Raw genomic sequence first — 12440 nt, forward strand, 5'->3', positions numbered from 1 at the left:
CAGATGCGACGTTTTCTCTTTATATTTTCCACTCTTTTTTCCACTGTTTTTCATGCTCAGATGAAGCCGAATTTAATTCCTTATCCTCAAAGTGTTGAGTTTTCAAAAGGAGAATTTATTTTAAGTAATACAACAGCTGTAAAAGGTAATGAAAAGTCTTTTGAGTATCAGTTTTTTCTTAAATCTTTAAATAAAAACTATCAGTTGGATCTGTCAAAAAATGAAAGAACTCATGGAACAGATGTCATTTTTGTATCTGTAGATAAGGACAAAAAAGAAGATTATGAAATTAATGTAACAGAAGACTTTATGTCTGTGATTGGAAAGGATGATGCAGGGCTTTTTCACGGTATTCAAACGATGCTTCAACTTATTCAGAATTATAAAGATGGTAAAATTCCTGCTGTAAAGATCAAGGATTATCCAAAATTTGCCTGGCGCGGAATGCACCTGGACGTCTGCCGTCATTTCTTCAATGTGGATGAGGTCAAACAGTACATCGATTATCTGGCTATGTACAAGCTGAACACCTTTCATTGGCACCTGACAGATGATCAGGGCTGGAGAATTGAAATAAAAAAATATCCGAAACTGACCGAAATAGGTTCAAAACGTAAAGAATCTATGATTGGAGCTTATGTAGACAATACATTTGACGGGAAACCTTACGGCCCATATTTTTATACTCAGGAACAGATCAAAGACGTTGTTAAATATGCTCAGCAGAGACATATCACCATCGTTCCGGAAATTGAAATGCCGGGACATGCTTTAGCTGCTTTGTCTGCATATCCTGAATTGGCCTGTACAAAAGGGCCGTTTGAAGCGGCTACAAAATGGGGCGTTTTTGACGATGTGTTCTGCCCGAAAGAAGAAACATTCACCTTTCTGGAAAATGTTCTTGATGAGGTCATGAAATTATTCCCTTCCCAATACATCCACATTGGTGGTGATGAATGCCCGAAAACAAGATGGAAGGAATGTGCCCACTGCCAAGAATTAATTAAGAAAAATAATCTGAAGGATGAGCATGGTCTTCAAAGCTATTTCATCCACAGAATTGAAAAATATGTCAACAGTAAAGGCAGAAAAATCATTGGTTGGGATGAAATTCTCGAAGGTGGTCTTGCGCCAAACGCAGCCGTGATGAGCTGGACAGGAGTGAATGGAGGAATTGAAGCCGCAAAATCAGGACATTTCGCAGTGATGACGCCCGGAGCGTATTGCTATTTTGACCACTATCAGGGAGATCCGCAGTCGGAGCCTAATGCTTTTGGTGGATTTACACCTTTAGATAAAGTGTACTCTTATAATCCAATTCCTTCAGAGTTGAATGCGGAGCAGGCAAAATATATCATGGGTGTTCAGGCCAATTTATGGACAGAGTACATTACAGATTTTAAACAGGTGCAATACATGATTTTTCCAAGGCTGATGGCACTTTCTGAAGTTGGTTGGGGTACGGCAGATTCAAAGAACTACAAAGCATTTGAAAACAGAGTCATTAGTCAGTTCAAAGTTCTGGACAAAATGAAGGTGAATTATGCAAAAAGCATTTACAATATCTCTGGAAAAGTAATTCCTGCCGGTAGCGGTGTTTCTTATGAGCTTACCGTTTCACAGGACCCGAAAGGAATCCGATATACAACGGATGGAACAGATCCTTCTCTGAATTCGCAGGTATATCAGGGACCAATCAATATTTTGAAATCTTTAACTGTTAAATCTGCGTATTTTGAGGATGGAAAACTGAAAAGCGCCGTTTCTGCACAGGAATTTACAGTTTCAAAAACGACAGGAAAAAAAATAACCTTAGAACAGCAGCCAAGTGAAAATTATTCTTTCGGTGGCGCTTTTACTTTAGTGGATGGAATTATCGGAAATACCAGACAGCTGGGGAAAACGTGGCTTGGTTTTCAGGGGAAAGATGTCGTAGCGACTATTGATCTTGGTCAGAAGACAGGTTTTTCAGAAGTTTATTTCAATACTTTAGAAAATAAAGGAAGCTGGATCCATCTGGCGAAATCTGCGCAGATCTTTATTTCTGATGACGGTAAGAATTTTAAGATGATCAAAGAGATCGGAAAAGATGAAATCCAGAGTTCAAAAGGAAAAATAAAATTAAATGTAGGAAGCCAGAACTCAAAATATATCAAATTAAAAATAGAAAACGCTGGTATTATTCCTGCTGGAAATCCCGGAGCTGACTCAAAAGCATGGTTATTTGTGGATGAAATTGGCGTAAATTAGCCAAAAGTTGAATGATTATTATGCAGAACGACATCCTCACTTCAGAATTTGCCACCTCACCCGAACTGGTTGATAAACTCTATCAGTACGGCATTCCCAAAAGCTATACCGAAGGAGATATTATTCTGGATGAAAATACTTCCATACGCTCTATCCCGATCATTATGAAAGGGATGATCAAAGTGATCCGAACAGATGAAGACGGAAGAGAAATCCTGCTCTACTACATAAAAACCGGAGAAAGCTGCATCATGTCCTTTCTGGGCGGAATGCACAATGAAAAAAGTATGGTAAAAGCCGAAGTGGAAGAAGATACCGAAATCCTTTTTTTACCCGTAGGTAAAGCTTCACTGTTTATCAGAGAACATCCGGAATGGCTGGATTATATTTTTAAACTCTATCATAAACGTTTTGAAGAATTACTGGAAATCATCAACGCCATTTCTTTTAAAAAAGTAGATGAAAGACTTCTGAATCTTCTCAATAAAAAATCTGAACTTACCGGTTCTAAAGCCATTATCATCACCCATGAACAGCTGGCCAACGAGTTGGGTACCGTAAGAGTTGTCGTTTCAAGACTGCTCAAACAATTGGAAGAATCCGGAAAATTAAAACTGGGTAGAAATAGAATTGCTCTTTTATAATAATATTAGTCCCGACCCAAGTATTTTACACCAAACGATAATCTTAGATTTTTAAATAACTTAAGTGTCAAAAAACTATTGAGCCTTTTGTGGTTAAAAAAGTTTCTCAAAAAACACCTTATGTAACAAAAGTAGCTGTATATCTCACCAACTATCTCCATTTTTACAAAAATTAATCTAGAAAAAATGCTGGAAATTATAAAAGAACCCTGGCCCTGGTATGTAGCCGGCCCTTTGATCGGACTTACGGTTCCTGCCTTATTGATTCTTGGAAATAAATCCTTCGGAATCAGCTCTTCATTAAGACATATCTGTGCTGCATGCATTCCGGCCGGAATCAGTTTTTTCAAATACGACTGGAAGAAAGAAGTGTGGAATCTGTTTTTTGTACTGGGGATTTTTTTCGGGGGAATGATTGCTTCCCATTTTCTGCTCAATACATCCGAAATTACCGTTAATCCGGAATTGAAAACCGAATTGGCAGGCTACGGCATTACAGATTACACCAATCTGGTTCCTGTTCAGTTGATGAACTTTGAAAGTCTATTGACCCTTCGTGGATTCATCATGATGATTGTCGGAGGATTTCTGGTAGGCTTCGGAACAAGATATGCAGGTGGATGTACAAGCGGACACGCCATCATGGGACTTTCCAATCTGCAGTGGCCGTCATTGGTGGCAACGGTATGTTTTATGATCGGTGGTTTTATAATGGCCAATCTCATTCTGCCTGTTATTCTTTCCCTTTAAACTTTTAAACAAAATTGATTATGACTCATCATAAAGTAACCGATATCCGTCATCAGGATACCAACTGTACGAATGAAAGCAATCTGAAGCATCCATGGTACTACAATCTGAAATACCTTTTGGCTGGAATTATCTTTGGAATTATTTTCGTGAAAGCCGAGGTGATCAGTTGGTTCAGAATCCAGGAGATGTTCCGCCTGCAGTCTTTTCATATGTATGGAATCATCGGAAGTGCCGTTCTGGTGGGAATAATTTCGGTTGGATTAATCAAAAAATTCAATATTAAAACAATATATGGTGAACCTATAATCATACCTTCAAAAAAATTTAACAAAGGCCAGATCTATGGCGGATTGATCTTCGGATTTGGCTGGGCCATTACCGGAGCATGTCCCGGACCACTTTTTGCCCAAATCGGGACGGGCGCATTGGCGGTGAGTGTAACCCTTCTCAGTGCAGTTGCAGGAACATGGGTGTATGGTTATTTCAGAGACAAACTGCCACATTGATCATTAAAAAATAAGAAAAAGACTACAGAGCAGCTGCCGTGGTCTTTTTTCCTTTTATGCTAGCGGGAAAATTGCTAATTTGGGCGTCAAATACATCTCACATGCAAAGCAGACGAAACTTCATTAAAAAAACAGCCGCCGCTTCTCTGGCACTTGCTGTAAATCCCCTGGATCTCATCGCTAAAGACTTACCTGATCATTCTAAAGCAGTTGGAAAGCCAATCGTTCTCTCCACCTGGAATTTTGGTCTGAAAGCCAATGAAGAAGCCTGGACTATTCTTGGAAAAGGCGGAAAAGCGCTTGATGCAGTGGAAAAAGGAGTTCGTCTGGTAGAACTGGATCCTACAGAAAGAAGTGTAGGTTATGGCGGACGTCCGGACAGGGATGGAAGAGTGACTCTTGATGCCTGTATTATGGATGAAAACTATAATATCGGTTCCGTTGCATGTTTAGAGCATATCAAAAATCCTATTTCCGTGGCAAGATCGGTTATGGAAAAAACACCACACGTAATGCTGGTTGGAGATGGAGCTTTACAGTTCGCCCTTGCTCAAGGCTTTAAAAAGGAAAATCTTCTCACTCCCGAATCTGAAAAAGAATGGAAAGAATGGTTAAAAACCAGCGAATATAAACCCGTTGCCAATATTGAAAACCACGACACTATAGGAATGATTGCTCTTGACGCACAGGGAAACCTTTCCGGAGCCTGTACGACCAGTGGAATGGCGTTCAAAATGCATGGAAGGGTAGGAGATTCTCCTATTATCGGAGCGGGTCTGTTTGTTGATAATGAAGTAGGAGCAGCTACGGCTACAGGTCATGGCGAGGAAGTGATCCGGACTGTAGGAACCCATCTTGTGGTTGAACTGATGAGACAGGGCAGAAATCCTCAACAGGCCTGCAAAGAAGCAGTAGAAAGGATTGTGAATATTACCAAGAGAAGAAATAAAAACCTGAAAGACATCCAGGTTGGCTTTATCGCTTTAAATAAAAAAGGGGAGTACGGTTCGTACTGTATTCAGGACGGATTTAATTTCGCAGTCTATGATCAGAAAGGAAACCGTCTTGAAAAGCCGGAATTTGCCTTGAAATAAAAATATTTTCTTACCATTCAATAAAAAATAAATGTCAAAAATAGAAATAGCGTGTTTCAATCCTGAATCAGCCATAATTGCCTTTGAAAACGGAGCTGACAGAATCGAATTATGTGACGGATTAAGCGAAGGCGGGACGACTCCCGATTTTGAAACAATGAAAGAGCTAAGAGCAAAAATTAATATTCCGCTTTTTGTAATGATCAGACCACGAGGAGGAAATTTCACTTATTCTGAAGCTGAATTGGAGCAGATGAAAAAAGAATTGGTTCAGTTGAAATCTTTAGGCGCAGATGGTTTTGTTTTTGGGATCTTAGACCAAAATGATGAGGTGAATGTAGAACAGAATAAGGTTTTAGTTGAATTGGCTAATCCTCTTCCATGTACTTTTCACCGCGCTTTTGACAGAGCAACCCATCTTGAAGATTCTCTGGAAAAAGTAATTGACTGCGGTTTTAAAACAATTCTTACTTCAGGTCAGAAGCCCAATGTTTCAGAAGGTAAAGAAAATTTGAAAAAACTGGTTGAACTTTCCAATGGAAGAATTGAAATTCTGGTTGGAGGCGGTCTTCGCTCTACCAATATTGAAGAAATAAGAGAATTTACCAATGCTGACTATTTTCATTCTTCAGCAATCACGGATGGAGGAGCTTTTGCCATTGCAGATGAGGTTGTAGCTTTGAAAAATAAATAAAGCGGATTTTTTAACGCAAAGTTTTATTTTAGAGAGCGTTGAGTTTTGAGGAAGGCAAAGAGTGCGACGCTGCCGCTGATGAAGCTGTACAATAAGAAGATTGCTTAATCGAATCAATGAAATTGATTCCTTCTTTGCCGCCTTAAAGCTTTACATTGTAAAAATCAAACTTTGCGTCAAAATATGTCATGTTTTTTTAACGCAAAGCTTTATTTTAGAAGGCGCTTAGTTTTGAGGAAGGCAAAGAGTGCGACTGTGTCGCTGATGAAGCTATATGGATAAGAAGATCGCTTAGTCGAATCAATGAAATTGATTCTGTCTTTGCAGCCTTAATGTATGCAGTATTATAGTAAAACTTTGCGTTAAATATAATGTTTTTGTTTTTAGGGAATATTTAGGTAGTGTAATGCAAAAGTGGGATTATACCCTGAGTAGGTGTTTGGTATAAAACGTCTGCTTAATCGAATCAATGAAATTGATTCATTCTTTGCAGCCTTAATGTATGCAGTATTATAGTAAAAACTTTGCGTTAAATATAATGTTTTTGTTTTTAGGGAATATTTAGGTAGTGTAATGCAAAAGTGGGATTATACCCTGAGTAGGTGTTTGGTATAAAACGTCTGCTTAATCGAATCAATGAAATTGATTCTGTCTTTGCAGCCTTAATGTATGCAGTATTATAGTAAAAACTTTGCGTTAAATATAATGTTTTTGTTTTTAGGGAATATTTAGGTAGTGTAATGCAAAAGTGGGATTATACCCTGAGTAGGTGTTTGGTATAAAACGTCTGCTTAATCGAATCAATGAAATTGATTCCTTCTTTGCCGCCTTCAATTATACAGTATTAAAATAGACCTTTGCGTTAAAAAAACAAAACACAAAAAATAAAAAACACAAATGAATGACAGAAAACGAATTATCCTACAAAATAATAGGAGCAGCCATTGAAGTTCACAGAAATTTGGGAGTCGGGTTATTGGAAAATGCCTATGAAACTGCTCTTGCATATGAATTGAAACAGCAGGGAATAGATGTACAGCAACAAATATCTCTGCCTTTAAAGTATAAAGAAGTTACAATAGAAAATGCCTATAAAATTGATTTAATTGTAGAAAATAAGGTGATTATTGAAGTTAAAGCTGTTCTTGAATTGAATCCTGTTTTTAACGCTCAAGTTTTGACCTATCTGAAACTTACTAATATGAAGTTGGGGCTACTGATCAATTTTAACAGTGAACTTATCAAATACGGAATTCACAGAATTGTAAACAAACTTATTAATGAATAAATCCATCCTTTTTATCTTCCTTTTTATTCAAACTATGATGACTGCACAACTAACAGAACGAAGTTTGTCTTCGGAGAAATGGCAGTTCAAAAATACAAAAGAGCAGGATTGGATGTCTGCAAAAATTCCGGGTACCGTTCATCTGGATCTGATGGATAATAAGGTGATTCCTGATCCTTTCAAAGATGAAAATGAAAAAAAGGTGCAATGGATAGAAAATGAGGACTGGGAATATAAAACCATCTTTAAAGTATCTGCAAAGGAACTCAAAAATGATCATGTTGATTTGATTTTTAATGGTCTTGATACCTTCTCAGAGATCTACCTGAATGGAAAACTGTTGAAAAAAACAGACAATATGTTCAGGAAATGGAATGTTCCCGTGAAAGAGTTCCTGAAGCAAGGAGATAATGAGCTAAAGATTAAATTCAAATCAGCAGTGAAAGAAGGGAAGGAGCTTGCTCAAAAAGTTCCGTTTACAATGCCGGAATCACCCAGAAGCTTTATGAGAAAGGCTCAGTATCAGTTTGGATGGGATTGGGGTCCGAGATTGGTGACCGCAGGAATCTGGAAAGATATACAATTGGAGTCCTGGAATTTTGCAAAAATAGAGACGGTTAAATACCATCAGAACTTTTCAAATGAAGTTTTGGATTTTAATTTTGAAATTGAGATTAATGCACAGGAAGCCGGGAATTATAATTTGAATATTAATCAATTGAACAAGACCGTTTTGCTTAAAAAAGGGATGAACACCATTCGTCTTCCTTATGATATGAGTGGGTTCAAACTTTGGCAGCCCAACGGTTGGGGCGATGCGAATCTTCATGATTTTAAAATCGAACTTTTAAAAAATAAGACAGCTTTAGACCAAAAAAATATAAAAGTCGGACTTAGAACCGTAGAACTGGTTCAGGAAAAAGATGCAGCCGGAAAATCTTTCTATTTTAAAGTTAATGGAAAACCTTTGTATGCGAAAGGAACGAATTGGATCCCCGCTGACAGCTTTTCGCCCAGAATAACCAAAGAAAAATACCGGAAACTGATTAAAGATATGAAAGAGGCCAATATGAATATGGTCCGTGTCTGGGGTGGCGGAATTTATGAAGACGATGAATTCTACAAAGCCTGTGACGAAAACGGTATTTTGGTATGGCAGGATTTTATGTTTGCGGGAAGCTTTTATCCGGCTGATGAAGCTTTTTTAAACAACGTCAGAGAAGAGGTAAAAGATCAGGTGAACAGACTTCAGAATCACCCATCTATTGCTTTGTGGTGCGGGAACAATGAAGTAGATGAAGCCATTGTCAACTGGGGATACCAGAAACAGTTCAAATACTCAAAAGACGATTCCATTCAGGTTTGGAAAGACTATAAAAAGCTGTTCCATGATGTCATTCCAAATGCGTTACAGGAAAATCTTACTCAGGAAAAAAATATCTATTGGCCAAGTTCACCATCCATCGGTTGGGGACATAAAGAAAGTCTTACTGAAGGAGATTCCCATTACTGGGGAGTTTGGTGGGGAGAGCAGCCGTTTGAAATCTATAATGAAAAAGTAGGCCGTTTCATGTCTGAATATGGTTTTCAGGGGATGCCAAGCCTGGTAGCTGTAAAGTCTATGTTTTCCGGAATTCCTGATCTGAATTTGCAAAATCCTACGATCAAAGCTCATGAAAAGCATGGAAGAGGCTGGGAAATTATTAACGAATACATTAAAAGAGACTATCAACTTCCTTCAGACTTTGTACAATACAATTACATTTCCCAATTGCTGCAGGCGAGAGGTATGAGAATCGCTGTAGAAGCTCATCGTCGTGCAAAACCATACAATATGGGAACTTTATACTGGCAGCTGAACGACTGCTGGCCGGTGGTTTCGTGGTCTTCCATCGATTATTTAGGAAACTGGAAGGCCCTTCAGTATCAGATGAAACGAAGCTTTGAGCAGCAGGTTATTTTAACGGATGAAAAAGATGGGAATTTAAACTTTTACGCCATTAATGATGGAATTAAGAATTTTACTGATGTTAATTTAGAAATCAAAGCATTGAATTTTGACGGAAAGGTTTTAAAAGAAGCCAAAGCATCTTCAAAAGAAAAAGCATTGGAAAGTATTCTGAAATTTGATCCGATTGAAATCAAAAATGTAATAACTGAATCTGAAAAAAATAAAATCTTTTTGCAACTTACCTTAAAAGACAAAGAAGGGAAAATTATTGCTGTCAATAATCATTTCTTTGCTAAGCCCAAGGATCTGCAACTCACAAAACCAAATATCAAGATTAAAATAATCACTCCAAATGAAATTGAAATTTCCACAGATGAATTGGCAAAAGACGTTTACCTGATCGGAGATATTCATTTCAGCGATAATTTCTTTGATCTTCTTCCTCATACTTCAAAAAGAATCAAGCTTTCAAAACCTATGAAAAATATTGAAGTAATCAGCCTTTGGAATACCTTACAGAATTAAGAAAGTAATCGAAAACAAAAATCTGCATCATCAGCTGAATCAGCGAGAGCATAAAAAAAACAAACTTCATAGGTTTCAAAAACCTGTGAGGTTTAATAGTACTCAACAAAGTATTAATCATCCGCAGCATAAAATTTTATCGAAGATAAAATCCTTGCGCCTTACAACACAAAGCATGCAAAAAATAGCGCCTTTGCGACAATCCAACAACAAAAAGCCTTCCGTAGTTATTGGAAGGCTTCTTTCTATATAAAATAAGTTGGTGCTAATGAATTAATTACTGAACATACGCCACATAACTCTCATTAATGGCACCATTAGAAGTTTTTGCAAAGAAGGTATAATCTATCCAGAAATATCCGCTGCTTCCCCAGGAGGTTCCCCATGAATTCTGAACTTTAAATGCCTGCTTGCTGTCATCATACCCGATAACACAGATCGCATGACCTCCGTAGTTTTGGCCGGAATGGGCTTTCCAGATCCATCCTGTGCTTCCCATATTGTAAAAACTGTCATCTACACTTACGGCGATGACAACAGGAAGATTCATGCTCAATAGATTTTTCACGCCTGCAATGTCAGTTTTGTTAACCGTTCCCCAGCTTGTAAACTTGTGGGTACTGGCTGCACTTTTCTGCGTAGCATTAGGTTGGGTAGAACATCCCGCATCGGTGTACGGCATTTCGTTCCAGCTGCAGACTCCCTGGTTTTTGATCAGGTTAAGTCCCGCAGTTACATAAGCTCCCTGTGCGCAAGTACCGACTTTGATCTGGTTGTACACATACTCAGGGCTTCTGCTCTGTGTTACCCCCTTAAAGTTAAGTTCAAGAGAACTCGCGGCTGCATAAGCGGTAGCCCAGGCAACGCATGAACCTTCCGATCCCTGATTACCCACTGTTGAACTTGGAATAGAGTAGCTGCTTGGAAGACTTACTTTGGCAGCCTCAGAACTTTTCCCCTTAAACTTAAGCGTCAATGCTTCTACATCTGCTTTTTCATAAGAGTTAAAAGTCTGTTCATCCACCAGTCTGGCTCCCAGAGAATACTGCTTTTGGGAAGCCTGTTCCGGTGTTGAAGTGGTGATGTCCTCGTTGGAATTACAGGAGGACAGAAATAGCACGCCTAGTGCTAAAGACATTAATTTACTTTTCATATTAATTATTTTTGTGGTTTTGTAAAATTAATAATTTATTCAATATTTTGTGATTTATTTTGTAAAAAATATTAAAATTTAACATTAGAAATTAGTCGTATTTAGGAATTATGTTAAGATAGAGTATTCTGAAAATGTGATGTTTATTGAGTTTAATGAAATATATTCGCTTTAAATTTATTTTAAATAAAAATAGATTTTTGCGCTTAAAAATTACTTTTTGGAGCTCATAACTGAAAAATCAACCGTAACTTTGCAGTATATTTCTTACACATTATGGTAAATTTTGTTCTGATTGCAGTGTGTATTATCGCAGGAATGGTATTCAAGGCAACAAAATCTATCCATCCCGATGCCCACAAAGGAATTAACACCTGGATTCTTTATCTGGCCCTGCCTGCTGTGTCCTTTAAATACTTGCCCAAAGTAAAATGGACCACAGAAATGCTGTTTCCCATTGCAGCAACTTTTCTGATCTCAGTTTTCTGTTTCTTCTTCATGATGTTTTACAGCAAAAGTAAAGGCTACTCAAGAAGGTCCAGAAGTACATTGGAACTGACGAGCGGATACAGCAATACCTCCTTTATAGGTTTTCCTCTGATCAGTGCTTTTTATGGTGAAAGTCTATTAAGTATTGCGATCATCTGTGACCAGACCATGTTTTTTGCTCTTTCAACTATGGGAATTATTGCAGCGGTAAAAGGAGGAAGCAGATCCGGAAAAGTAAGCGCTCTGTTTATTTTGAAAAGACTGATCACCTTTCCGCCATTAATTGGATGTATCGCAGCACTGACCTTATCACAGTTTATTGATTTCACTGCTGCAGAACCGTTTTTTGATAAACTGGCTTCAACGGTAAGTCCATTGGCATTATTTTCTGTAGGGCTTCAGCTGAAATTCAACGGATGGAAAAAACTGATTCCCCAGATGTCCGTTTCCATGCTCTATAAACTAATCTTAGCTCCGGCTATTGTACTTGGATTAGCCTTGTTACTTAATATAAAAGGAGATGTAGCGAAAATCACTGTATTCGAAGCCGCTATGCCAACGGTCGTCACCTCCAGCATTATTGCAGAACAGTTCAGATTAAATACTAAGCTCACCAATCTGATCATCGGTTTCAGTATTCTCGTAGGATTCCTTACCTCTGCCGTCTGGTATCACATCACCGAATGGCTTTTCTAAAATAACAGACCGAAACTTACCTACGAGAACAAAAAATAATGATTACTGATTCTATTAAGCTGAGTTTTTATCCAGCAGCTTCATCAGCGACGAAGTCAAGCTCTTTGTCTTCTTAAAATTAAACGTCCTTTAAATCAAACTTTGCGTTTAAAAAATCGTACAAATTAAAAATAATCTCTCGCAGATTATACAGATTCAGCAGAGGCTTATGTATTTTAAATCTGTATAATTTGCTCAATCCGCGAGAAACCTTCAGCGCAATAAGAGCATTCATATGATGTATATACAAGAAACATATTCAATAGGAACGGGCTTTAGCCCGTTTAATTTTAATAATAACGCAAAACGGCTTTAGCCAAAATTTAAATTCACACAGTTCCTCGCAACAGTAGATACA

The 12440-nt window shown here is 37.9% G+C and carries 10 protein-coding genes; 9 read left to right on the forward strand and 1 reads right to left on the reverse strand.

Features of this window, described 5'->3' with window-relative positions:
- Nucleotides 1-3 precede the first annotated feature (3 nt).
- The 8 genes from BUA72_RS10805 (at nucleotide 4) to BUA72_RS10840 (ending at nucleotide 9705) form a co-directional block, all read left to right on the forward strand.
- Nucleotides 4-2250: a glycoside hydrolase family 20 protein gene (locus tag BUA72_RS10805; RefSeq protein WP_072922916.1), complete on the forward strand. Its 2247-nt coding sequence runs from the start codon at nucleotides 4-6 to the stop codon at nucleotides 2248-2250.
- A gap of 20 nt (nucleotides 2251-2270) precedes the next feature.
- Complete coding sequence (locus BUA72_RS10810) at nucleotides 2271-2894, forward strand: Crp/Fnr family transcriptional regulator (RefSeq protein WP_072923169.1); 624 nt, start codon at nucleotides 2271-2273, stop codon at nucleotides 2892-2894.
- Between the two features lie 186 nt (nucleotides 2895-3080).
- The gene (locus tag BUA72_RS10815; RefSeq protein ID WP_072922917.1) at nucleotides 3081-3644 is read left to right on the forward strand and encodes a YeeE/YedE family protein; all 564 of its coding nucleotides are present in this window, start codon (nucleotides 3081-3083) and stop codon (nucleotides 3642-3644) included.
- A gap of 20 nt (nucleotides 3645-3664) precedes the next feature.
- Nucleotides 3665-4153, forward strand: coding sequence for a DUF6691 family protein (locus tag BUA72_RS10820; protein ID WP_072922918.1), 489 nt, complete (start codon nucleotides 3665-3667; stop codon nucleotides 4151-4153).
- A gap of 101 nt (nucleotides 4154-4254) precedes the next feature.
- Entirely contained in the window at nucleotides 4255-5247 is a 993-nt protein-coding gene (locus tag BUA72_RS10825; protein WP_072922919.1) for an isoaspartyl peptidase/L-asparaginase family protein, read from the forward strand.
- A 31-nt stretch (nucleotides 5248-5278) separates the two neighbouring features.
- The gene (locus tag BUA72_RS10830; RefSeq protein WP_072922920.1) at nucleotides 5279-5941 is read left to right on the forward strand and encodes a copper homeostasis protein CutC; all 663 of its coding nucleotides are present in this window, start codon (nucleotides 5279-5281) and stop codon (nucleotides 5939-5941) included.
- A 901-nt stretch (nucleotides 5942-6842) separates the two neighbouring features.
- Nucleotides 6843-7229, forward strand: a complete 387-nt coding sequence (locus tag BUA72_RS10835) for a GxxExxY protein (protein ID WP_072922921.1) — start codon at nucleotides 6843-6845, stop codon at nucleotides 7227-7229.
- Complete coding sequence (locus BUA72_RS10840) at nucleotides 7222-9705, forward strand: beta-mannosidase (protein ID WP_072922922.1); 2484 nt, start codon at nucleotides 7222-7224, stop codon at nucleotides 9703-9705. The genes BUA72_RS10835 and BUA72_RS10840 overlap by 8 nt, the downstream gene beginning before the upstream one ends.
- 277 nt (nucleotides 9706-9982) lie before the next feature.
- Here BUA72_RS10840 and BUA72_RS10845 read toward each other — a convergent pair whose 3' ends face one another.
- On the reverse strand, nucleotides 9983-10858 hold the full coding sequence (locus BUA72_RS10845) for a C1 family peptidase (RefSeq protein ID WP_072922923.1): 876 nt from the start codon (nucleotides 10856-10858) through the stop codon (nucleotides 9983-9985).
- A 276-nt stretch (nucleotides 10859-11134) separates the two neighbouring features.
- Between BUA72_RS10845 and BUA72_RS10850 the strand changes: the two genes are divergently transcribed.
- The gene (locus BUA72_RS10850; protein WP_047448474.1) at nucleotides 11135-12043 is read left to right on the forward strand and encodes an AEC family transporter; all 909 of its coding nucleotides are present in this window, start codon (nucleotides 11135-11137) and stop codon (nucleotides 12041-12043) included.
- Nucleotides 12044-12440 lie beyond the last annotated feature (397 nt).

The organism is Chryseobacterium sp. OV279, assembly GCF_900128945.1.
Classification (GTDB): Bacteria; Bacteroidota; Bacteroidia; order Flavobacteriales; family Weeksellaceae; genus Chryseobacterium.